20 protein-coding genes are annotated in these 21,733 nt (G+C 71.4%); 10 read left to right on the top strand and 10 right to left on the bottom strand.

Annotated elements, in window-relative coordinates; all coding sequences use genetic code 11:
* Window positions 1–8: 8 nt before the first annotated feature.
* From G3I78_RS31310 to G3I78_RS31300, 3 genes are read right to left on the bottom strand one after another with little or no spacing between them, the layout of a single operon-like run.
* Window positions 9–1,022: a VOC family protein gene (locus G3I78_RS31310; protein ID WP_164430714.1), complete on the bottom strand. Its 1,014-nt coding sequence runs from the start codon at window positions 1,020–1,022 to the stop codon at window positions 9–11.
* Complete coding sequence (locus G3I78_RS31305; protein WP_164430712.1) at window positions 1,019–1,882, bottom strand: alpha/beta hydrolase; 864 nt, start codon at window positions 1,880–1,882, stop codon at window positions 1,019–1,021. Before G3I78_RS31305 ends, G3I78_RS31310 begins: the two co-directional genes overlap by 4 nt.
* A gap of 8 nt (window positions 1,883–1,890) precedes the next feature.
* Window positions 1,891–3,480, bottom strand: a complete 1,590-nt coding sequence (locus G3I78_RS31300; protein ID WP_164430710.1) for a bifunctional 3-(3-hydroxy-phenyl)propionate/3-hydroxycinnamic acid hydroxylase — start codon at window positions 3,478–3,480, stop codon at window positions 1,891–1,893.
* A 128-nt stretch (window positions 3,481–3,608) separates the two neighbouring features.
* Between G3I78_RS31300 and G3I78_RS31295 the strand changes: the two genes are divergently transcribed.
* The 3 genes from G3I78_RS31295 (at window position 3,609) to G3I78_RS31285 (ending at window position 6,155) form a co-directional block, all read left to right on the top strand.
* Entirely contained in the window at window positions 3,609–4,241 is a 633-nt protein-coding gene (locus tag G3I78_RS31295; protein WP_164430708.1) for a TetR/AcrR family transcriptional regulator, read from the top strand.
* Window positions 4,238–5,026 carry a fumarylacetoacetate hydrolase family protein gene (locus G3I78_RS31290; RefSeq protein WP_164430706.1) on the top strand — a complete coding sequence of 263 codons (789 nt, stop codon included), beginning with the start codon at window positions 4,238–4,240 and terminating at the stop codon, window positions 5,024–5,026. Before G3I78_RS31295 ends, G3I78_RS31290 begins: the two co-directional genes overlap by 4 nt.
* Before the next feature lie 79 nt (window positions 5,027–5,105).
* Window positions 5,106–6,155: an amidohydrolase family protein gene (locus G3I78_RS31285; protein WP_164430704.1), complete on the top strand. Its 1,050-nt coding sequence runs from the start codon at window positions 5,106–5,108 to the stop codon at window positions 6,153–6,155.
* Here G3I78_RS31285 and G3I78_RS31280 read toward each other — a convergent pair.
* Together G3I78_RS31280 and G3I78_RS31275 are read right to left on the bottom strand one after the other, a co-directional pair.
* Window positions 6,096–8,297, bottom strand: a complete 2,202-nt coding sequence (locus G3I78_RS31280) for a SpoIIE family protein phosphatase (protein WP_164430702.1) — start codon at window positions 8,295–8,297, stop codon at window positions 6,096–6,098. The genes G3I78_RS31285 and G3I78_RS31280 overlap by 60 nt on opposite strands.
* Window positions 8,298–8,340: 43 nt before the next feature.
* On the bottom strand, window positions 8,341–9,063 hold the full coding sequence (locus G3I78_RS31275; protein ID WP_164430801.1) for an IclR family transcriptional regulator: 723 nt from the start codon (window positions 9,061–9,063) through the stop codon (window positions 8,341–8,343).
* 107 nt (window positions 9,064–9,170) lie between these two features.
* Here G3I78_RS31275 and G3I78_RS31270 point away from each other — a divergent pair, with 107 nt between their 5' ends.
* From G3I78_RS31270 to dmpG, 3 genes are read left to right on the top strand one after another with little or no spacing between them, the layout of a single operon-like run.
* Complete coding sequence (locus tag G3I78_RS31270) at window positions 9,171–10,001, top strand: fumarylacetoacetate hydrolase family protein (protein WP_343243895.1); 831 nt, start codon at window positions 9,171–9,173, stop codon at window positions 9,999–10,001.
* A complete protein-coding gene (locus tag G3I78_RS31265) occupies window positions 9,998–10,939 on the top strand; it encodes an acetaldehyde dehydrogenase (acetylating) (protein WP_164430698.1) in 942 nt (313 codons plus the stop codon). The genes G3I78_RS31270 and G3I78_RS31265 overlap by 4 nt, the downstream gene beginning before the upstream one ends.
* Window positions 10,936–11,952 (top strand): 4-hydroxy-2-oxovalerate aldolase, encoded by a 1,017-nt coding sequence (dmpG, locus tag G3I78_RS31260; RefSeq protein WP_164430696.1) that lies wholly within the window; start codon window positions 10,936–10,938, stop codon window positions 11,950–11,952. Before G3I78_RS31265 ends, dmpG begins: the two co-directional genes overlap by 4 nt.
* 64 nt (window positions 11,953–12,016) lie before the next feature.
* Here dmpG and G3I78_RS31255 read toward each other — a convergent pair whose 3' ends face one another.
* The 5 genes from G3I78_RS31255 to G3I78_RS31235 all read right to left on the bottom strand — a co-directional run bounded on the left by G3I78_RS31255 (window position 12,017) and on the right by G3I78_RS31235 (window position 17,846).
* Complete coding sequence (locus G3I78_RS31255; protein ID WP_164430694.1) at window positions 12,017–12,889, bottom strand: alpha/beta fold hydrolase; 873 nt, start codon at window positions 12,887–12,889, stop codon at window positions 12,017–12,019.
* A gap of 44 nt (window positions 12,890–12,933) precedes the next feature.
* Window positions 12,934–13,878: a 3-carboxyethylcatechol 2,3-dioxygenase gene (locus G3I78_RS31250; protein WP_203615773.1), complete on the bottom strand. Its 945-nt coding sequence runs from the start codon at window positions 13,876–13,878 to the stop codon at window positions 12,934–12,936.
* Window positions 13,814–15,523 carry a bifunctional 3-(3-hydroxy-phenyl)propionate/3-hydroxycinnamic acid hydroxylase gene (locus tag G3I78_RS31245; RefSeq protein WP_164430692.1) on the bottom strand — a complete coding sequence of 570 codons (1,710 nt, stop codon included), beginning with the start codon at window positions 15,521–15,523 and terminating at the stop codon, window positions 13,814–13,816. The genes G3I78_RS31250 and G3I78_RS31245 overlap by 65 nt, the downstream gene beginning before the upstream one ends.
* Window positions 15,524–15,683: 160 nt before the next feature.
* Entirely contained in the window at window positions 15,684–16,412 is a 729-nt protein-coding gene (locus tag G3I78_RS31240) for a helix-turn-helix domain-containing protein (protein ID WP_164430690.1), read from the bottom strand.
* 105 nt (window positions 16,413–16,517) lie between these two features.
* Window positions 16,518–17,846 (bottom strand): MFS transporter, encoded by a 1,329-nt coding sequence (locus tag G3I78_RS31235; protein ID WP_164430688.1) that lies wholly within the window; start codon window positions 17,844–17,846, stop codon window positions 16,518–16,520.
* Between the two features lie 160 nt (window positions 17,847–18,006).
* Between G3I78_RS31235 and paaI the strand changes: the two genes are divergently transcribed.
* The 4 genes from paaI (at window position 18,007) to G3I78_RS31215 (ending at window position 21,724) form a co-directional block, all read left to right on the top strand.
* Window positions 18,007–18,429, top strand: coding sequence for a hydroxyphenylacetyl-CoA thioesterase PaaI (gene paaI, locus G3I78_RS31230; RefSeq protein WP_164430686.1), 423 nt, complete (start codon window positions 18,007–18,009; stop codon window positions 18,427–18,429).
* Between the two features lie 59 nt (window positions 18,430–18,488).
* Window positions 18,489–19,067, top strand: a complete 579-nt coding sequence (locus G3I78_RS31225; protein ID WP_164430684.1) for a MarR family transcriptional regulator — start codon at window positions 18,489–18,491, stop codon at window positions 19,065–19,067.
* A gap of 243 nt (window positions 19,068–19,310) precedes the next feature.
* Window positions 19,311–20,771, top strand: coding sequence for a long-chain fatty acid--CoA ligase (locus G3I78_RS31220; protein WP_343243894.1), 1,461 nt, complete (start codon window positions 19,311–19,313; stop codon window positions 20,769–20,771).
* Complete coding sequence (locus G3I78_RS31215) at window positions 20,768–21,724, top strand: amidohydrolase family protein (RefSeq protein WP_164430682.1); 957 nt, start codon at window positions 20,768–20,770, stop codon at window positions 21,722–21,724. Before G3I78_RS31220 ends, G3I78_RS31215 begins: the two co-directional genes overlap by 4 nt.
* Window positions 21,725–21,733 lie beyond the last annotated feature (9 nt).

Below are 21,733 nucleotides of genomic sequence, written 5' to 3'. Positions count from 1 at the left end.
CGTTCCCGTCAGTCGTCGGGGATGCCCGCGCCGCTCAGCGCGGGCACGGTCTTCTCGGGGCGCGCGAGGGAGCGGGCGCCGAGGCGGAACTGGTCGAGCTTGTCGACGATGGTCTGGCCGACCGGGAGATGGCCCCAGATGCTGATGCCCTGGTGGGTGGAGGGTTCCCAAGTCGACTCGTCGATGACGATCGGGTTCCAGCCGACCTCCCACTCGAAGCCCGAGGGGGTGCGGGCGTAGTAGGAGAGTTCCTTGTCGTTGGTGTGCTGTCCCACCGACAGGGCCATGTCGAAGCCGAGTTCGCACACGCGCTGGTAGCTCTGTGCCACATCGTCCAGGCTCGCCGCCTGGATGTTGAGGTGCTGCACCCGAGTGCGGATCGGGTCGATCGGCAGGCCGCGCACGGCGGCGATGGCGATGGAGTGGTGGCGTTCGTTGACCCGCAGGAAGCGGATCTTGAGCTTGACACCGCTGATGGTCTCGTCGATGAAGTCAGTGAGGCGGGCGTCGAAGACCGTGTCGAAGTAGCCGCGCATCAGGGCCGGTCTGGCCGAGGTGATCGCGACATGCCCCATCCCGGAATCCCCGGTGACCCAGCCGGAGGCGAGCATCCTCAAGGGTTCGGCCGAGATGACCGGGGTGGTGTAGATCTCCTGGGTGATGCCCTTGGGCCCCGGGAACCGCAGGAGGCGTTCCACGCCCCGCTGCTCAGCCTCCTCGGCAGTGCCCTCGACGACGGGCACGCCGTGGGCGCGGACCCGGGCCTCGATCCGCTCGAAGGTCGCGTGGTCGTCGATGTGCCAGCCGGTCACCACGACGTCCTCGGCCGGTCCCCGCCGCAGCAGGAAGCGGCACTCCTGGCCGTCGAGCCGGAACCGCATCAGGCCGGTGTCGAGTTCGTCGCAGTGCATCCCGATGGCGTCGGTGCCGAAGCGGCGCCAGTCGGCGAAGCGCTCGGTCTCGACGACGATGTACCCGAGGTGGACCGCGCCGAAGACGGAGGAGGCGTCGTAGGTGTTCATCGTCGGTCCGCCAGGAAGTCGGCGCAGAGCCGGTTGAAGAGGTCGGCGCGCTCCCACTGCACCCAGTGGCCGGTGTTGGCGACCTCGTAGAGGTCGCAGTTGGGCATGCGGTCGGCCAGCATGCGGCCGCCGGTGGGCCGGTTGACCTTGTCGGCGCCGCCCCACAGGACCAGGGTGGGCACGGCCAGGCGGCTCAGGCGCTTGTCGCGGGTGAAGTCCATCTTCCACAGGGCACCCACCGACTTGGGGCGCCTGAGCGGCGGATCGGCGACCACCTCGGGGTCGATGCTGTCCCGGTAGCGGGCGTCGATGACGGAGTCGGGCACCTGGGCTGCGTTGAAGACGAGGTAGTTGCGGATGAACTTCTCCAGCTTCAGCCGCGACGGGCCGTCCCCGGTGTAGTAGTTCAGCAGGGAGTTCAGGCCCGGTGTGGGCAGCGCACGGGTGGTGCCGATGCCGCCGGGGCCCATGAGGACCATGCGGTCGACCCGGTCGGGGGTGTCCAGGGCGAGCCGAAGGGCACAGGCACCGCCGTAGGAGTTGCCGACGAAGTGGGCTTTCTCCAGGCCGAGTTGGTCCATGGCGCCACGGATACCGGCCGCCAGGGCGCCGAAGGGGTCGCCAGGATTGATGCCCTTGCTGCTGCGGCCGTAGCCGGGCAGGTCGGGCACGATCACCCGGAACTCCTTCGCCAACTCGGCGATATTGCGGGAGTAGTTGGCCACCCCCGAGGCGCCGGGCCCACCACCATGCAGCAGCAGGACGGGCGGGCCGTCCCCGGTCTCCGCGACGAAGATCTTCTTACCGGCGACGTCGAGCAGCGACTCCCGCATCGGGGGCGGTGCGATGTGCGTGGTCATGGCGGTCCTCACTGGGCGGTCGAAGCGGTCGTGGGCGAGAGCGGCGCGAACCCGGCGGGCGGCTGCGGGAGTTGCGCGCCCACGTCGGCGGCGGCGTAGACGTAAGCGTCGGGGCGCAGGGCGACGACGGCCGCACCGTGGTCGGTCAGCCAGGGCAGCAGGACGCCCTCACTGTCGACGACCGCGTCCTCCACCGGGCGGGAACCCGCCGGCAGGACGGCCAGCGAGGGCACGCCCGCACGATCCCAGGGCAACTGCGGTCGGGGCAGACCGACATGGAGCAACAGCCAGCGGCCGGCGAGCACGTCGTCCAGGCGCACCCGGGTGCCGGAGGAGTCGGTGACCCAGGGCTGCGGGAGCTGTTTACCGGAGGACCTGGTGCGCGGGTGGGCCTGGAATCCCTTGGCGTAGTGGGCGACGGGTATCCAGTTGGAGTCCACCAGACGGGAGTTGATGCCGGTCGCCCAACGCAGCGCGCGCAACGTGGTGTCCCGGGCGCGGGCTGCGGGCACCCGTCGTTCGGTGATGATCCGTCCGACGAAGACCGCGCGCTTGGTGATCTCCTTGACGTGCGGCTTCCGTTCGGCCTCGTAGGAGTCGAGGACCGTCTCGGGCAGTTCGCCGCGCAGGACGGCGGCGAGCTTCCAGCACAGGTTGGCCGCGTCGCGGACGCCCGCCGCCATGCCCTGGCCGATCCACGGCGGCATGGCGTGCGCCGCGTCCCCGGCGAGGAAGACCCGGCCGACCCGGAAGCGGGCGGCGAAGCGGACGTGGTGGCTGTAGACCGTGGCACGCAGGATCTTCACCTGGTCCGGGCCGATGCCGTACTTGGCGATCATCGCGTGGATCGCGTCATCGGTGACCAGGTACTTCTCGTCGTCGCCAGGGAGGATCGGGAACTCCCAGCGGTGGTGGCCCAGCGGGGTCGGGCAGTCGACCGCGGGGCGCGCGGGGTCGCAGCGGAAGCGCAGCCGGTCGTGGTCCGGCCAGGGCTTCAGCATCTCGGTGTCGATGACGACCCAGCGGTCCTCGTACGTCCGTCCCTCGTACCCCACGTTCAGCTGGGCGCGGGTGAGGCTGGAGCCGCCGTCGGCCGCGATCACGTACTTCGCGTGCAGGCGCTGCACGGAGTCGCCCTCGGTGTTCAGGACGGTCAGCTCGGCGCCCTCGGCGTTCTGCGTCAGCCGCAGGCACTCGTGGCGCAGCAGGATCTCGACGTTCGGGTAGCGGTCCACGCCCTCGCGCAGGACCTGCTCCAGGGCCGGCTGGTAGATGAACATCTGCGGCGGGTGGCCGTGTCCGCGCGGGCTGGGGCAGGCGCTGAGGAAGGTCCGCCCCCGCGCGTCCACGAAGTCCAGCGGGCGCTCGGCGAGCATGTCCTGCTTGAGCCGGTCGGCGAGGCCGACGCGCTGCCAGATCCGGATGACCTCCTCGTCCGTGGAGATCGCCCGCGCGCGGGAGAACACCTCGGCGTCCCGCTCCAGCACGACCACCCTGAGGCCCATCGCCCCCAGGAGGTTCGCGGCGGTCACACCGGTCGGCCCGTAGCCGATCACCGCCACGTCGTACGCGTCGCCCTCAGCTCTGATCTCATTCACCGGCTCGCCTCACTGTCGTCCCTGTTAGCGGCTCTTGCTGTAGCGTTTATTCCAATTGGAACATTCGCTACGGTAGGGTGGATGGGGTAGACGGTCAAGTGCCGAGGACGAGGAACGAGGCGGGTCCCATGACCAGGCTGCCGACGGCGCGCAAGAAGCGCGCGAACGGCGTGGAGTCGCGGCAGCGCATCCTCGACGCGACGGTGGAGATCGCGGGCGAGCGCGGGTACGAGGGCACGTCGATCGCCGCCGTGAGCGCCAAGTGCGGACTGCCCGCCAGCTCGATCTACTGGCACTTCAAGGACAAGGACGACCTGATCGCCGCAGTCATCGAGCGCAGCTTCGAGGCTTGGGTGAAGACCGTCGAACTCCCCGCCGACCGCACCGGCACCCCGCTGGAGCAGGCCACGGCCATGGCCGTCAATGTCGCGAGGTCCCTCACCGACGCACCGGACTTCCTCCGGCTGGGCCTGATGATCGCCTTGGAACGGCGCCCCACCGAACCTCGGGGACGCACGGTCTTCCTCCGTGTCCGCGACGTGTCCCTGCGGCGGGTTGAGGAGGTGGTCAGGAACCTCTTCCCGGACCTGGACGAGGAGGCCGTGGTCACCCTCACCGCCTACGCGGTCGCGAGCGCCGACGGTCTGTTCGCCCACCGGGAGATGCACGGCGACGCGGTTGACCTGGTGGCTCTGTTCCAGTTGCACGCGCAGTTGGTGTTCGACGCGGCGAGCCGTCTCGCGGAAGGGAGCAAGAGATGAACCTGACGTATGTCCAGGGCGAGGAGGCCGCCCGCTTGCTGCGGGAGGCCGAACAGCAGGCTGCGCCGGTCAATCCGCTGTCCGCCCTGCTGCCCCGCCTGGACCTGGCAGGCGCCTACGCCGTGCAGCGGGACAACATCTCCTGGCGGGTGGCCGACGGCGCCACCGTCATCGGTCACAAAGTGGGCCTCACCTCGGCCGCCATGCGGGAGCTGCTCGGCGTCGACGAACCGGACTTCGGGCACCTCCTCGACGACATGGTCCTCCGCGACGGAACCGCCGTACGCGCCGCACGCTATTGCGCGCCGCGCGTCGAACCCGAGATCTGCTTCCGGCTTGCCCAGCCCCTGCAAGGTCCGGATGTCACCGTCGAGGAGGTCCTGGCGGCCACCGACGCGGTGGCGCCCGCGCTGGAGATCGTCGACAGCCGGATCCGGGACTGGCGGATCACCCTGGTCGACACGGTCGCCGACAACGCCAGCTCCGCCGGACTCGTCTGCGGCCCGTGGACGCGGCTCGCGGACGCGCCGGACCTCGCCTCCGTCCCCGTCGATCTGATCGTGGACGGGGAGCACGTCGCCGCCGGAAGCAGCAGGGAGGTGCTGGGCCATCCGGCCGCCGCCGTTGCCTGGCTCGCCCGCGCTCTCAGCGCCTTCGGCGGCGGCCTAGAGCCCGGGCACGTGATCCTGCCCGGCGCGATGACCACCGCCCCCCATGTCACCGCCGGACAGAAGGTGGAGGCCCGCTTCGGCGGCCTCGGCACAGTGTCGGTGGCCTTCGTCTGAACCGTCGTGCCGAGTACCGAGTGCCCGAGCACCGAATGCCTCACAACTAACGCCGTCAGCATCCCGAAAGAGTCGCCGCATGACCACCACACCCCGTCGTATCGACGTCCACCAGCACCTCGTCCCCGGTCTCTACCGGGATGCCCTGGCCAAGTCCGGCATCGCCGACGCCGGCGGCCGGGCGCTGCCCGACTGGAGCCCCGAAGCCGCACTGGAGCTGATGGATCTGCTCGGCACCGAGACGGCGATCCTCTCCGTCTCCACGCCCGGCACGGCTTTCCTCACCGACCCGGCCGAGGCCGCCGACCTGGCCCGCCGTCTCAACGACTTCTCCGCGGACCTCGCCCTCTCCCACCCCGACCGCTTCGGCTGGTTCGCCACCCTCCCCCTGCCCGACGTGGAGGCAGCGGCCGAGGAGGCCGAGCGGGCCCTGTCCGAACTGGGCGCCGACGGGGTCACCCTGCTCGCCAACAACCAGGGCGCCTACCTGGGGGCGGAGGACCAGGACGCGCTGTGGCGGGTCCTCGACACCCACGCCGCCGTCGTGTTCGTGCACCCGGCCGACCTGCCCGCACCCGCCGTCGACGGCATCCCGCCCTTCGCGGCCGACTTCCTGCTCGACACCACCCGCGCCGCCTATCTCCTGGTCCGCAACGGGATCGTGCGCCGCTATCCTCACATCCGCTTCATCCTCAGCCACGCGGGCGGCTTCGTCCCCTACGCCTCCCACCGCATGGCCGTCGCGATCGCCGCCGACACCGGGCGCAGCCCCCTCGACATCCTCGACGACCTGCGCGGCTTCTACTTCGACACCGCCCTGTCCTCCAGCCCCGCCGCCCTGCCCACGCTGCTCACCTTCGCCCGCCCGGGGCACGTGCTGTTCGGAAGCGACTGGCCCTTCGCGCCCACGGCCGCCGGCCAGTACTTCGCCAACGGGCTCGACGCCGAGACCGCTCCGAACATCCGGCGGGCGATCGACCACGCCAACGCCGAAGCGCTCTTCCCCCGCCTGGCCGGCGCCCCCACCCCCGCCGCCGTGGCCCGGCCGCTCCCGGCGCGGCTGCGGAACTCAGCGCAGCGGGCCGGCGCCCGGCTCTTCTTCAAACTCGTCCAGCCAGGAACCGACTGAGGCACCCGCGAGGTCCTCCTCGGACCCGTCGCCGAACACCATGGCCGGGAGCCTCGCGGACTCGCTCAGCTCCGCCCACACCGTCTTGCCCGAGCGGGCGTGGCGGGTGCCCCAGTGCGCCGCGAGCTGGGCGACCAGGAGCAGGCCCCGCCCGCCCTCGTCGAAGGCACGCGCCCGCCGCAGATGCGGAGTGGTGCTGCCGGCGTCGGACACTTCACACAGCAGAGCCCGGTCGTGGATGAGACGCAGCACGATCGGGGGCCTGCCGTAGCGGACGGCGTTCGTGACGAGTTCGCTGGCCACGAGTTCCGCAGTGAAGTCCAGCTCGTCCAGCCCCCAGGCACCCAGCTGTCGGGAGACGTCCGCACGGGCCCGGGCGACGGCGGCCGGATCGGCGGGCACGTCCCAGGTGGCGACGCGGTCGGCGCCGAGCGCCCGCGTGCGAGCGAGGAGCAGGGCGATGTCGTCGTCCGGCCGGGGCGGCAGCAGGGCTTCGAGCAGGGTGTCACAGACCGTCTCCAGGGAGGCGGCGGGCCGCAGGGCCGACCTCAGCGAGCTCATACCCGCCTCGACGTCGTGGTCACGGGCCTCGATCAGCCCGTCGGTGTACAGGACGATCAGGCTGCCCTCGGGCAGTTCCACCTCCCTGGCCTCGAACGGCAGGCCGCCGAGACCGAGTGGCGGACCGGCCGGCAGGTCGAGCAGCTCCGCCGTGCCGTCCCCGACGAGCACCGCCGGCGGCACATGCCCAGCTCTGGCGAGGGCGCACCGGCGGGTGACGGGATCGTAGACCGCGTACAGGCAGGTCGCGCCTATGTCGCCCTCGGTGTCGGCGTCGGGAGCGGTGGCCGCTTCGGCCGACAGCCGCAGCACGACGTCGTCCAGGTGGGTGAGGAGTTCGTCGGGCGGCAGATCGATGTCGGCCAGGGGGCGGACGGCGGTCCGCAGCCGGCCCATGGTGGCGGCGGCGTGGATGCCGTGCCCGACCACGTCGCCCACCACGAGTGCCACCCGGGCGCCGGAGAGCGGGATGACGTCGAACCAGTCGCCGCCCACCCCGGCCTCCGAACCGGCCGGCAGATAGCGGTGGGCGATCTCCACCGCCGACTGCCGCGGCGCGTGCCGCGGGAGCAGGCTGCGCTGGAGCGTGAGAGCGGTGGCGCGGACGTGTGTGTAGCGGCGGGCGTTGTCGACGGCGACCGCCGCCCGGGCCACGATCTCCTGGGCGAGGAGCACGTCCTCGTCGTCGTAGGCGGGGGTGTCACGCCACCTGAGGAACTCCGCGACGCCCAGCGTGATACTTCGGGCGCGCAACGGCAGCACCAGGGCGGAGGCCGCCGGCCGGCCGTCCGAGGACGTCACCTCCTGGTACCGGGACGGTTGCCCGCCATGCAGTGCGTACGCCGCGGGTGTGCCGTCCGGACACAGATGGGCGATCGCCGGTTCGCACCCCGCCCCATCCGTCGGCCCCTGGGCCATGCGCCGCACCTTGAGCGGGTCCTCCCCGGCGGTGTCCCGTCCCTGGAGCACGGCGTCCAGCAGGTCGATGGTGACGGCGTCCGCGAAGGACTCGCTCACGAAGTCCGCAAGCTCCTGGGTGGTACGGGCGATGTCCAGGGTGGTGCCGATCCGCAGGCCGGCCTCATTCACCAGGGCCGCCCGCCATCGCAGCCGTCGGTCGCGCTCCTCCTGGAACGCCACGACGCCCTCCTCCGAGGTGCGGTCCACGTAGGCGGTCGACATCGCGATCAGCTCCCGAGCCGCAGTGTTGACCTCCTCGGGATCGCCACTGAGCCTGGGCAGTTCGGCGAGGAGCCGGTCGAGGACGATGCCCTGCGCCAACCGGAAGGCCCGCAGCATGGTGCTCAGCGGTGTGCCGTGCCGGGCCAGCCGCCGCGCGCGCTCCGCGTCGGCGGGCGGCGGGCGGATCAGGCCCGGTTCGGTGCCGGAGGCCAGACCGACCAGCACGGCGCCGAGGTGCTCGGCGATGTTCTCGGTGGCCATCCGGGCCACGTCCGGGGCCTCCCACAACTCCGGGAGCTCATGCCGCAGACACGCTTCCACCGCACCGGACAGCTCGTCGGCCCGCGAAGCGAGTTCACGGGCCGCACGCGCCAGAAGACCGTCGGCGGTGGGCTCCACACTGACGACGGTACGCCCCTGCCGCGCCTGCGTCCCGACGGTGTCAGCCGCCCCCGCGCAGAACCCGCGACAGCCCCAGCGCCGCCGTACGCACCGCGGGCGCCAGCTGCGCCGGGCCGAAGCGCTCGCAGGGTACGGCCACCGAGAGGGCCGCCACCATGCTGCCTCCGGAGAACACCGGGGCCGCGATGCAGCTGACGCCCTCGGCGGCTTCCTGTTCCTCGTAGGCGAGGCCGGAGACCTGGATCTTCTCCAGGGCCAGGCGCAGGCGTGCCGGGTCGGTGATGGAGTACGGGGTGAGACTCGGCAGCGGCCGGGACAGAACCTCCTCCGCCAGTTCGGGGCCGGAGAAGGCGAGCAGAGCCTTGCCGACACCCGTGCAGCTCAGCGGCAGGGTGCCGCCGATACGGGAGGGCAGCCGGAGGGCCTCGTGGCCGTGGATGCGCTCCAGGTAGACGACCTCCATGCCCTCTCGGACGCCTAGGTGGACGGTCTCGCGCGTGGCCTCGAACAGGTCCTGGAGGAAGGGCAGCGCGGTCTCGCGCAGGTCGAGCCGGTGCGGGACCAGGGAGCCGAGTTCGAACAGCTTCGCGCCGAGCCGGTACCGCGATCCGGAGCGCTCCAGCCAGCCCAGCCGGACCAGGTCCGCCGCCAGCCGGTGCACCGTCGGCTTGGGGATCCCCGTACGGTCCGACAGTTCCGACAAGCGGAACGGTCCGCCCTCCGGACTGAAGGAATCGAGGATGACCGTGGCCTTCTCCAGCATGCTGCCGCCCGCGCTGTTCCGTGTCACGGAACAAAGTTTGTGTGTTCGCGAGCCGCCTGTCTATATCGATGACGAACCACCGCATCTCCCGCTCCTGGAGGCATCCCGTGTCGAACGACACTCCCCCGGCCGTGGTCAAGGCCGCCGACCTGCTGGCGGAGGCCGCCCGCACCGGGGCCCCCTGCCCGCCCGTACGCCAACTGTTCGAGGACGGGGGTGACCTCCAGACCGCTTACGCCGTCCAGCAGCTGAACGTTCGGCGCGGCCTGGACGCCGGCCGCCGGATCGTCGGCCGCAAGATCGGCCTGACCTCCGCCGCCGTCCAGCGCCAACTCGGCGTGGACCAGCCGGACTTCGGCGCGCTCTTCGCCGACATGGCCGTACCGGACGGCGGCGAGGTCGCCGTCGGGCGGCTGCTCCAGCCCAAGGTGGAGGCCGAGGTCGCGCTCGTCCTCGGACAGGACCTGCCGCACCGCGAGTGCACGGTCGTGGACGTCCTGCGCGCCGTCGACTTCGCCCTGCCCGCCCTGGAGATCGTCGACAGCCGCATCGCCGACTGGGACATCTCCCTCGTCGACACCGTCGCCGACAACGCCTCCTGCGGCCTGTACGTCCTGGGCGCCACGCCGGTGCCGCTCACCGCTATCGATCTGCGCGCGGTGACGATGACCATGACCCGCGGCGGCGAGACCGTCTCCGAGGGCAACGGCGCCGCCTGCCTCGGCAGCCCCCTCAACGCGGCCGTCTGGCTGGCCCGGGCGCTCGCCGAGCGCGGCGACCCGCTGCGCGCGGGCGACCTCGTCCTGACCGGCGCCCTGGGCCCGATGGTCCCCGCCGCACCCGGCGACGTCTTCGACGCCCGCATCCCCGGTCTGGGCTCCGTCCAGGTCGGCTTCGCCATGACCACGGCCACGTCAACGGAAGGGGAGCGGCGATGAGCAGGACGAAGGCCGCCGTCATCGGCTCGGGCAACATCGGCACCGACCTCATGATCAAGATCCTGCGGCTCTCGGAGAGCCTGGAGATCGCCGCGATGGCCGGCATCGACCCCGGCTCCGACGGCCTCGCCCGCGCCCGCCGCCTCAAGGTCGCCACGACCCACCAGGGCGTGGAAGGGCTGGTCGGCCTCGACGAGTTCGCGGACGTCGAGATCGTCTTCGACGCCACCTCGGCCGGCGCCCACCGCCACCACGAGAAGGTCCTACGGCCCCTCGGCCGCACCCTCGTCGACCTGACCCCGGCGGCGATCGGCCCGTACGTCGTCCCGCCGGTCAACGGCACCGCCCACCTCGACGCCCCCAACGTCAACATGGTCACGTGCGGTGGCCAGGCCACCATCCCGATCGTCGCCGCCGTGGGCGCTGTCACGCCGGTCCACTACGGCGAGATCGTCGCCTCCATCGCCTCCCGTTCAGCCGGTCCCGGAACCCGCGCCAACATCGACGAGTTCACCGAGACGACGTCCTCGGCGATCGAGAAGGTCGGCGGCGCCGCAAGGGGCAAGGCGATCATCGTCCTCAATCCGGCCGAACCCCCGCTGATCATGCGGGACACCGTGCACTGCCTGGTCTCCGACTGCGCCACCGACGCTGTCACCGCGTCCGTCGAGGAGATGGTCGGACGCGTCCAGGCGTACGTGCCCGGCTACCGGCTCAAGCAGAAGGTGCAGTTCCAGCGGGTGGCCGCCGACGACCCGCTGCGCACCCTGGCCCCGGGCACCGACGAGGCCCTCAGGATCTCGGTCTTCCTGGAGGTCGAGGGCGCCGCCCACTACCTGCCCGCCTACGCCGGAAATCTCGACATCATGACCTCGGCCGCGCTGCGCACCGCGGAACGCATGACGGCCCACCGCGCCCAGGAGGTGGCGTCCCGATGACCCGTCTGTACGTCCAGGACGTGACCCTGCGGGACGGTATGCACGCCGTCCGCCACCGCTACACCGTCGACCAGGCCCGCACGATCGCCGCCGCGCTCGACTCCGCCGGGGTCGCCGCGATCGAGATCGCGCACGGCGACGGCCTGTCCGGCTCCAGCATCAACTACGGCGTGGGCGCGCACACCGACTGGGAGTGGATCGAGGCCGTCACCGACGTCACCCAGCAGGCCGTGCCCACCACCCTGCTGCTGCCCGGCATCGGCACCCTGCACGACCTCAGGCAAGCCCACCGCCTGGGCATCCGCTCGGTGCGCGTCGCCACCCACTGCACCGAGGCCGACATCGCAGCCCAGCACATCGCCGCCGCCCGCGACCTGGGCATGGACGTAGCCGGGTTCCTGATGATGTCCCACATGGCCGAACCGGCCGAACTGGCCCGCCAGGCAAAGCTGTTGGAGTCCTACGGCGCGCAGTGCGTGTATGTCACCGACTCCGGCGGCCGCCTCACCATGGACGGGGTGCGCGACCGCTTCCGGGCCTACCGGGACGTGCTGAAGCCGGAGACGGAACTGGGCATCCACGCACACCACAACCTCGCCCTCGGCGTGGCGAACAGCGTGGTTGCCGTGGAAAGCGGCGCGGTCCGCGTCGACGCCTCCCTCGCCGGACAGGGCGCGGGAGCGGGCAACTGTCCCCTGGAGGCGTTCGTCGCGGTCGCCGACCTGATGGGCTGGGACCACGGCTGCGACCTGTTCCCCCTCATGGACGCCGCCGACGATCTCGTACGACCGCTCCAGGACCGCGAGGTACGGGTCGACCGCGAGACCCTCACCCTCGGCTACGCGGGCGTCTACTCCAGCTTCCTCCGCCACGCCGAGACGGCCGCCGCACTCCACGGGCTCGACACCCGCGCCATCCTCGTCGAGGTGGGCCAGCGAAAGATGGTCGGCGGCCAGGAGGACATGATCACCGACATCGCGCTGGACCTGGCGGCCCGGGCGGCGGCCTCCTGACCCGCACCCCGCACAGCGGTGAGCCCCGGCCCGTCGTGGCCGGGGCTCACCGCTGTGCGGGGTCCTACCTCGCGTCGGCGAGGAAGGACAGCACCAGCTCGTTGAAGCGTTCCGCCTGTTCCCACTGCGGCCAGTGCCCCGCGTTCTCGACGAGGGCGAAGCGCCCGCCCGGGATCTTCTCGGCCATGTCCATCCCGGCCGCCGCCGGGCCGGAGGGATCGTCGGAGCTCCACACCACCAGGGCGGGCGACTTCACCGCCGCCAGCTCCCCGTCGGTGATCAGGTTGCGGCGGCGGATCTCCGGATCCTGGAGGCACAGGATGTGCCGGGCGGAGTCCGCGTAGCCGGGACGGGAGTAGTGGGCCCGGCGGGTCGCGATGAGTTCCTCGGTGACGGTGGCCGGATCGGCCATCAGCCACTCCAGCCGCGCCTTGACCCGCTCGTACGAGGGATCGTCGGCGGCGGCCTGGCTCAGGCTGCCGATCTTCCGCATCACCTCCGGGCGGGACATGGTGCCGCCCGGGGTGTTCGCGATGATCTTCAGGGTCCGGTCGGGGTGGCGGGCCGCGAACTTGATGGCGACCCAGCCACCGAGCGACTCACCGGACAGGTGGGCCTTCTCGATGCCGAGCGTGTCCAGGAGGTCGAGCAGGTGCTCGACGTAGTGCGGCAGTTCGAGGTTCTCGGTGGCGTGGGTGGTGCCGGCGTGGCCCGGGAAGTCGTACGCGATCACACGGTGACCGGCGTCGGCGAACGCCTTCACGTTGTGAGCGTACGTCTCCAGGTGGCCGCCGGTGCCGTGCATCAGCACCAGCGCCTCGCCGTCGTCCGGACCGGCCGTGAGCACCCGGGTGCTCCAGCGGCCGGCCTGGACCTGTCGCAGGGTGAAGGACGTCTGGGAGAAGCCGAGCCAGATGGACGGGTAGATGGCGGACATGTTCTCTCCGTGGGGGTGTCGGTGGTGACGGCCGGTGGGACGGTTCAGACCGTGACGGCGGTGGTGACCGCGAAGCCCGCGATCCAGGCCTCGACGGGCTCGTAGAAGCGACTGGTGACCCGGTAGGGACCCGCCGTGGACAGGGCCGCGTGGGCGGCGATCCAGGTGCGGACCTCGTGCGCGGAGTTGCCGGCCTGTTCGGCGAACCAGGCATTGGTCCAGTCGTCCGTCTCGGTGCGCCGGGCCGGGTCGCCGAGGACGTCCAGGACGAGGTTGTCCCAGTCGGGGTTGAGCGGGTGCATCTCCGACTCGCCCCGAGCGAACGCCTCGGCCGCCGCGATCGTGCGGGCCTGGCGGGCGGCTCGGGCCTCGTCGGTGGGGTTGCGGTTGGCGATCAGCCTGGCGACCTTTTCCGCGGTGTCGGCCTCCGCCATCCGCGGCACCGGCGGGTCGTGCGAGAGGCCGCCGGAGCCGACGACGAGCACGCGCCTGCCGAGTCCGGTCGCCGCGTGGCCGATCGCCTCGCCGAGCGCCCGGATCCGGCGGACCGGGGCCAGCGGCTCGGCGACCGAGTTGACGAACACCGGCACTACGGGCCGCGCGTCGATCCCGCCGAACAGGAGGTCCAGCGGCTGGGAGAAGCCGTGATCGACGACCATGTCCTCGGACAGCGTGGTGTCGACACCTGCGGCGAGCACCGCCTCGGTCAGCGCCAGCGCCGCCTCGCGGTCGATGGACAGGGGACCCTCGGGGGTCCCGAAGTCCCCGATCGCGTGGGCGCGCGCGCCGACGCAGAACGGCGGCATCATGTCGTAGAAGAAGCCGTTGTAGTGGTCCGGCGCGAAGATGACGACGAGATCGGGGTCGAAGTCCTCGACGAATGCGCGCGCGCTGGCGAGGGCCCGGTCGACGCGGTCGCGGACGTCAGCCCGTGGCCGCACGTACTCCATCAGCGGGGAGTGCGACAGGCAGCACAGGGCGAGGGACATCGGGTCCTCCGGGGATCAGGTGGAGTGCGTCGGCGAGACGGTGGGTGAGGGCCGTGGCGTTCTGGGCGAGGGCGGCACCGGCCACGAAGCGGTCCGGGCGCAGGACGACGAAGGACTCGGGCCGCCGGTCGAACCACTCCTTGAGGCGGCCCGTGAGGTCGCCGACCACGGTGACCCCGGAGTCCGGCTCCTGCTCCGCCGCCCAATGCAGCTGGCACATCGGCCTGGCCTCGACGAAGTGGGCGCCGAGCCGGCGCCAGAGGTCGGCCGCCCGGTCGTCGAGCACGGACAGCGGGTTGTTGTTCCAGGCCAGGACGGTGAACCAGAGCCCGGTGACATCGTCGAGCAGCACCTGGTCCCGGTCCCGGGTCGCCACGTGCGGCTGGATGAAGAGGCGCCCCACGCAGGGGGCCGCGCCCTTCACGGGCCGGTCGGGATGGACGACCACGCCCCGCTCGTAGTGCGGCATCGGCTTGAACCGCATCTGGGCGACGTAGTCCTTGGCCGCCGGGACGACGTTCAGCCCCCGGAAGACGGCGTCGCGGACGCCGGCCACCAGGCGGTTGGTCGGGGAGATGACCTTGCCGGCCTTGTCGGAGAGGGCCACCATGGCGGCGGCGTGATGGCGGCGCTCGCTGTCGTACGAGTCGAGCAGCCGCTCACCGGCGCTGCCGTGGACGACGCAGGCGAGCTTCCATCCGAGGTTGACGGCGTCCCGGATACCGCTGTTGAAGCCCTGCCCCTGCCAGACCGGCATCAGGTGGGCCGCGTCGCCGGCGACCAGGACCCGGCCCTTACGGAAGGCGCCGGCGACCCGTGAGCTGTGGGTGTAGACGCGGCGGCGGATGAGGTCGACGCCCGCCGGGTCGGGGACCAGCGGGGCCAGCAACCTGTGGAGGTTGGTTTCGTCGTCGGCGAAGGCGTCGTCCTCGTGCGGGAACAGCATGAACTCGAAGCGGCGGATGCCGTGCGGGAGCCCGATGGAGACATACGGGCGGGACGGGTCGCAGCCCAGGTAGGCGTTGGGGGTGCCGAGCGGGTCGTTGCGCAGGTCGACCACCAGCCAGCGGGTGGGCTCGGTGGCCCCCTCGAAGGGCAGTCCGAGCGACTTGCGGGTGAGGCTGCGGCCGCCGTCGGAGCCGACCAGATAGCGCGCCCGTACGGTGTGTCGCGCGCCGTCGGCGTCGGCGAGTTCCACCTCCACGGCGTCGCGGACCTCGGCGAAGCGCTCCATGCGGTGGCCGAAGCGGACGTCCACGCCGGTGAACCGGCGGGTTCCTTCGAAGAGTTCGGCGTCGACGAGGGGCTGGATGAAGGCGTTGCGCCGGGGCCAGCCGAACTCGTCGGTGCGTGGGGCGAGTTCGGCGAGCAGCGCCCCTCGGCCGTTGACGAACCGCATGATCTGGTGCGGGGTGGTGTGCCGGCGCACCTCGTCGACCAGGCCGATGTGCTGGAACGCGCGCAGGCTCTCGTCGTCCATGCCGACGCCGCGCGGGTAGTCGATCAGCTGCCGCTCGGCCTCGACGAGCAGCGTGCGCACGCCGTAGAGGCCGAGCTGGTTCGCGAGGGTGAGTCCGGTGGGTCCGGCACCGACGATCACGACGTCGTAGCGGTGCGGAGGGGTGGTGGGGTCTGGGTGCGGCATGCGCGGAACTCCTGACATGACCGAGCGGCTTGTGCATCTATCGCTCTTAGTCGTGCGATATTTGCAGCCTCAAGGGTGAAGGATGCCCTGTCAAGGGGCGTTCGAGAATCAACCGGTCACACGGGGTCCACCCATGTGCTCAAGGGGGTCCGCCCACGCGCTAGGCGCTCGCGGCCTCGCCGATCTCCTGGGCCGCGGCCAGCATGCGGTGCAGGGACGTCTGTGCGACGTCCTCGCGCGAGGTGATCAGGTTCACGCACAGCCGCGTGGCCGGATCGGGCAGCCGCAGCGGGACGGCGACCCCGTAGGCCCCGGGCTCCACCTGGCCGTACGTGGTGGCGTACCCACTCCTGCGGACCTCGGCCACCGGCTCGGGCTCGCCGGTGTACGGAGGGTGCAGCGAGGCGAGGGCGAGGCCCGCGGAACCCACCCCGAGCGGGTTGCGGCTGCCGACCCGGTAGGAGAGGTGGTAGTCGACGGACTGCGGTTCGACCACCGCCACGGCCACGGCCTCGTCCCCCTCCTCGGCGATCAGGGCGATGGTCGCGCCCAGTTCGTCGGCGGCGCGGCGCAGGACCGGCAGCGCAGTCTCCCGCAGCCCTGCGGCATAGCCGCGGGCGAGTGCGACGGTGCCCACACCCGCACGGTAACGGCCGTCGCCGCTGCGGGAGATCAGGTGGAAGTCCGCAAGCGTGGTGAGAACACGATGGGCGATCGTGCGGTGGACGCCGAGGCGCTCGGCGACCTCCTGGACGCCCAGCCCCTGCGGGGTACCGGCGACGAGCTGAAGCGCGGACAGCCCGCGGGCCAGGGTCTGGGAACCCGCCGACCGGGCTGTCTTCGGTGCCGTGCGCTGCTCGCTCACCGGCGTCGTCCGCTGCTCGTCCACCGCCGCAGTCTAACGGCGGCGCGATCACGTCCGCCCATGCCGCCGTGTCTCCCCGGCGGCCGGGCGTGGTCCGCCGCCGGGGAGACACGGCCGGACCGCGAACGCTCAGTTCGCACTGCCCACCACGCGGTCGGCCGCGTCCGCCGGCGCCACCACACGCGGCGCGGGGCGCGGTCGGGGAACGGCCGCGATCAGACAGGCCCCGACGAGCGCGGGCACGGCGAGGGCGTAGAACTTCCCGCCGAAGCCCAGTCCGGAGGCGACCAGGAAGCCGAGGTACGTCGGTCCGACGATGCCTCCGATCCGGCCGATCGACAGGTTCAGCCCGAGGCCGGTGGCCCGTATCCGGGTCGGGTAGTAGCTGCCCACGTAGGCGTTGATCAGCGTCTGGAGGCCGGTGGTCCCCAGGCCGAGCAGCGCGATGAGGGCGTAGGCGACGACCGGCGGCGGCGACAGGCTCAGCGCCGCCAACGAGAAGGCGCTGCACAGGTAGGTGCACAGGACGACGCGCTTCTGCCCAAACCGGTCCGCGAGCCACCCCGCCGCCAGGACGCCCACGGCACCGGCCTTGAGGGCGACCAGGGAGCCTAGCGAGACCGACATGCTGTATCCCGCACCGAGCAGCAAGTCCGGAAGCCAGGCGCTCACCCCGAAGGTGACGAGCAGACAGAACAGGGTGGCGCCCCAGAAGATGACCGTGCCCACGGCTCTGCCCTCGCCAAAGACCTCGCCCAGCCTGCCCCGTGAAGCCGGACGCACCGCGTCCCGCCTCTCCTCCTCGCGTTCCTGCTCGGCGAGATCGACGCCCAGGCGGGCCGCCACGGAGGCCGCTTCCTCGGCGCGCCCCCGGGCCAGCAGGAACGGGATCGACTCGGGCACCACCCTCAGCAGGTACGGGATCAGCAGCAGCGGGGCCAGCCCGGCCGCGCACATCGCGCGGAATCCGTACGACGGCACCAGCCACAGCGACAGGAGTCCGGCCACGACACCGCCGAGCCCCACGCCGACGAAGCCCATCGCGCTGAACCGGCTGCCCTTTCCGGCCGGGGCGACGTCGAGCAGCGTGGCGGCCGCGGTCGGCATGACCGCGCCCGCACCCAGCCCGACGAGGAAGCGCAGGACCAGGAAGATCGCGGCACTTGGAGCAACGGCCCCGGCACCCATGGCCAGCGAGAAGAGGACGACGGCACCGATCATGAGGGGCCTGCGGCCGAACCGGTCCGCGAGCCAGGCCGCCCCCGCCGCTCCGCAGAGCATGCCCAGAACGGAGGCCGAGCCCATCAGGCCGATCGTCTCGGCGCTCAGGTGCCATGCGCCGTAGGAACGGAGCGACGGCACGATGCTGCCGAACATCGCCAGGTCGTAGCCCTCGCACAAAAGGATCAGGAAGCAGGCGGCGACGACATGGAGCCGCCCTCGGGAAGGTGTGGACATACGTGCAGCCATGACATCTCCGGCTGGAAGAGGGGGACGGGAGGCGGCGGTCGGCTCGTCGGCCGCCCCGGCCGCGTCACTGGGACGTCGGTCCGCAGTGGGCCCAAGGTCCTGCACCCTTCGAAGGAAAGTCAACCCATTGACAGTCTATTCTTTGCGTATGACGACACCTACGCTCCCGCCCGCGACCCAGGACCTACTGACCCGCGACCACTGCGCCCGCACCAACGGCATCACCGTCCACGAGGCCGGACCGGGATACTCCCTCCTGTCGATGACGGTCCGCCCGGACATGCTCAACAGCCACGGGATCTGCCACGGCGGGCTCATCTTCCTGCTGGCCGACACCGCGCTCGCCTACGCCGCCAACGACGGCGCGGTCCCCACCGTCTCCACCGGGGCGAGCATTCTCTACCTCTCCCCCGCGAGGCCGGGCGACACCCTCACCGCCGCCTGCCGGGCGACCCACCAGGGACCGAAGGCCGGCGTCTACGACGTGACGGTGACGGCCCAGGACAACACCACGATCGCGACCTTCCGCGGACAGAGCCTGCGCACCGGGTCGGTCACCCGCGATCGGTAGTCTGACCCGCACGGCGAGGACCGCGGGAGCCTGCGGCACAGGACAGCGAGGGGGAAACAGTGACGGACAAGGCACCGGCGGACAACACCGCTCCCGACGCGCCAGTCCGGGCCGCCGCGTCACAGGTCCACGGCGTGGAGTTCAGCGACGTCGCCCTGGAGCTCACCCGCCGGGAGCTGCCCGACCTGGACCCGATGGCCTTCCACCTCGGGATGCTTCTGCTACGCACCGCGAACACCCACAGCCAGACCTCCGAGCGCCTGATCCACCGGCCGCACGGCTTCACCTCCAGCGGTTTCCGGATCCTGTACACCGTGTGGATCTTCGGACAGGCGGAGGCCCGGGACATCGCCCGCCTGTCCGGAGTGAGCCGCCAGGCCACCTCCACCGTCCTGGCCACCTTGGAGGCCGAGGGCCTGGTCGTCCGCGAACGGGTCTCCACCACCGACAGACGGCTGGTGAGCGTACGGCTGAGCGAGGCCGGCGCGGCCGCCATCAAGGACGCCTTCGCCGAGCAGAACCGGCTCGAACAGGACTGGTTCGGGGATCTGACCGGCGACGAGCGGCTCGTCCTGAAGAGCCTGCTGGGCCGGGTGGCCGGCCGGATCGCACGGTCGGCGAGGACCACGGGGGACTGACCCTCCGCCCGAGCGGAAGACCCTCGGTGCGCCATGTCCCGAATCCAGTCAACCTATTGACAATCACCGAATCGAGAGGTTCATTTAACGCACCAGAAACATCTCATATCGCACAGTCGGGGAAGTCGATCATGCTGAATCTCGCCTCCATGCTGGAAGACACGGCTCGCCGCCAGCCCGATCGGGAAGCGATCGTCCAGGGGCCGTCTGACGTACGGCCAGGTCGAGGCGGCCGCGAACCGGGTGGCGAACCTCCTCGCCGACTCGGGAGTCCGGCGCGGCGACCGGGTAGCCCTCAGCTGCCCCAATCTCGTCGACTTCCCCGCGCTCTACTACGGGATCCTCAAGGCCGGCGCGGCCGTCGTCCCGCTCAACGTGATGCTCCAACCGCACGAGATCGCGTACCACCTGTCCGACTCGGGAGCCACGGCCTTCTTCTGCTACGCCGGTGCGGCGGCCGCCGTACCCGCCTCGAAGACAGCGGAGGCTGTCGCACTGGCGCCTTCCTGCGAGCACCTGTTCCTGATCACCGACCGCCCCGGAGACCCTTCGCCCCTGGACGAGGTCCCCACCCTCTCCGCGGCGTTGCAGGGTCGTGCCGAGACGTTCGAGACCGTGTGCACCGCGGAGACCGACACCGCGGTCATCCTTTACACGAGCGGCACCACCGGCCGGCCCAAGGGCGCCGAACTCACCCACTCCAACATGGTGCTCAACGCCCTGACCTGCCACCGCACCGTCGAGGCACGCCCGGACGACGTCCACCTGGTCGTCCTGCCGCTGTTCCACAGCTTCGGACAGACGGTGCAGATGAACGCGGCTTTCGGCATCGGCGCCCGGCTGGTGCTCATGCCGCGCTTCGAGGCGGCCGACGTCCTGCGCACGCTCGCGGACGAAGCCGTCACCCTCTTCGCCGGCGTGCCCACCATGTACTGGAAACTGCTGGGTGAGTCCGCCGACGAGGCCACCCTCGCCCGGATCACCGCGAACCTGCGCATGGCCGTGTCCGGGGGCTCCGCCCTGCCGCCCGAGATCGCGGCCCGTTTCCGGAAGGCCTACGGCGTCGACGTCCGTGAGGGCTACGGGCTGTCCGAGACCAGCCCCATGGTGTCGTTCCAGACTCCGGGGCGGCCTCCGAAGCCCGGCTCGATCGGCGGCCCGGTGTGGGGCGTGGAGATGCGTGTGGTCGACGCTGGAGGCACGCCGGTCGCCGACGGTGAGACCGGGGAACTCGTGGTCCGCGGGCACAACGTGATGAAGGGCTATCTCGGGCGCCCGGAGGCCACCGCCGAGTTGCTGCAAGACGGCTGGCTGCACACCGGGGACGTCGCACGGCGCGACGAGGACGGTGACTTCGTCGTCGTCGACCGGGCCAAGGACCTCGTCATCCGCGGCGGCTACAACATCTACCCGCGGGAGCTGGAGGACGTGCTGCTGACCCACCCCGAGGTCAGCCTGGCGGCCGTCGTGGGCGTCCCCCACCCCGTGCACGGCGAGGAGGTCAAGGCCTTCGTGATCCGGCGCCCGGGCTCCCGGCTGTCCGAGGAGGATCTCCGCGCCTGGTGCAAGGAGGCCATGGCCGCCTACAAGTACCCCCGACTGTTCGAGTTCCACGACGAGTTGCCGATGACCGCCAGCGGCAAGATCCTCAAACGGGAACTGCGCCGCGCCCTGCCCGACCCGGTAGAAAGGCCCCGCTCATGACCGGCACAGCACGTATCGACACCCACCAGCACGTCGTTCCGCCTTTCTACGCCGACTGGCTCGCCGCGGCCGGGATCGTGTCCGGCGGCCTGCCCATCCCCCGCTGGGACGCCGAGTCTGCGCTCGCACTGATGGACGACATCGGCATCGAGTCCGCCGTTCTGTCCGTCTCCACCCCCGGTGTCGAACCGGGCGCACAGGACGAGGCCCGCGCGATGGCCCGTTCCCTCAACGAGTTCTGCGCGAGGCTGCGGGACCGTGTGCCCGCGCGGTTCGGCTTCTTCGCCACCCTCACCCTGCCCGACGTCGACGGGGCCGTCCGCGAGGCCGGCCACGCCCTGGACGAGCTGGGCGCGGATGGTGTGATCCTGCTCGCCAACAGCAGGGGCGTGTACCTGGGCGACAGCGCCTTCGACCCCTTGATGGAGCAGCTCGACCGACGCTCCGCCGTCGTCTTCGTCCACCCGTCGACGCTGCCCGCCGACCCGGTGCCCGGACTGCCTCCGTACGCGGCCGACTTCCTGCTCGACACCACCCGCGCCGCGGTTAACCTGGCCCGCTCCGGCTGCCTCGAGCGCTACCCGAACGTGAAGATCATCCTGTCCCACGCGGGCGGGTTCGTCCCGTACGCCGCAGAGCGCCTGGCCCAGCACTGCGCACCGCAGGGCACCATCGAGGACGGCCTGGCCCGGATGCGCCGGTTCTACTACGACACGGCCCTGTCCTCCTCGCCGTACGCTCTGCCGAGCCTGCTGGCCTTCGCCGACCCTACCCACATCACCTACGGCAGCGACTGGCCGTACGCGCCGAGCACGAAGTCCGCGCACTTCGCCCGGCTGCTCGACGAGTTCTCCCTCCCCGACATCCAGCGCCGGGCGATCGACCGCGGCAACGCCGAGGCCCTCTTCCCGCGGCTGGCGCGGTCCACCGCCCCGGGGCAGGCCCGGGGCTGAGCGGACACG

This window comes from Streptomyces sp. SID13726 (assembly GCF_010548375.1).
Lineage (GTDB): Bacteria > Actinomycetota > Actinomycetes > Streptomycetales > Streptomycetaceae > Streptomyces.
This window is presented reverse-complemented; position numbering and strand designations above follow the sequence as displayed.

Bases quoted from the DNA above. Each gene is read 5' to 3' on its own strand.
- G3I78_RS31310 (WP_164430714.1), bottom strand. From the start codon at position 1,022: ATGAACACCTACGACGCCTCCTCCGTCTTCGGCGCGGTCCACCTCGGG.
- G3I78_RS31215 (WP_164430682.1), top strand. From the start codon at position 20,768: ATGACCGGCACAGCACGTATCGACACCCACCAGCACGTCGTTCCGCCT.
- G3I78_RS31250 (WP_203615773.1), bottom strand. From the start codon at position 13,878: ATGTCCCTCGCCCTGTGCTGCCTGTCGCACTCCCCGCTGATGGAGTAC.
- paaI (WP_164430686.1), top strand. From the start codon at position 18,007: ATGACGACACCTACGCTCCCGCCCGCGACCCAGGACCTACTGACCCGC.
- G3I78_RS31265 (WP_164430698.1), top strand. From the start codon at position 9,998: ATGAGCAGGACGAAGGCCGCCGTCATCGGCTCGGGCAACATCGGCACC.
- G3I78_RS31235 (WP_164430688.1), bottom strand. From the start codon at position 17,846: ATGTCCACACCTTCCCGAGGGCGGCTCCATGTCGTCGCCGCCTGCTTC.
- G3I78_RS31290 (WP_164430706.1), top strand. From the start codon at position 4,238: ATGAACCTGACGTATGTCCAGGGCGAGGAGGCCGCCCGCTTGCTGCGG.
- G3I78_RS31295 (WP_164430708.1), top strand. From the start codon at position 3,609: ATGACCAGGCTGCCGACGGCGCGCAAGAAGCGCGCGAACGGCGTGGAG.
- G3I78_RS31245 (WP_164430692.1), bottom strand. From the start codon at position 15,523: ATGCCGCACCCAGACCCCACCACCCCTCCGCACCGCTACGACGTCGTG.
- G3I78_RS31305 (WP_164430712.1), bottom strand. From the start codon at position 1,882: ATGACCACGCACATCGCACCGCCCCCGATGCGGGAGTCGCTGCTCGAC.
- G3I78_RS31275 (WP_164430801.1), bottom strand. From the start codon at position 9,063: ATGCTGGAGAAGGCCACGGTCATCCTCGATTCCTTCAGTCCGGAGGGC.
- G3I78_RS31255 (WP_164430694.1), bottom strand. From the start codon at position 12,889: ATGTCCGCCATCTACCCGTCCATCTGGCTCGGCTTCTCCCAGACGTCC.
- dmpG (WP_164430696.1), top strand. From the start codon at position 10,936: ATGACCCGTCTGTACGTCCAGGACGTGACCCTGCGGGACGGTATGCAC.
- G3I78_RS31285 (WP_164430704.1), top strand. From the start codon at position 5,106: ATGACCACCACACCCCGTCGTATCGACGTCCACCAGCACCTCGTCCCC.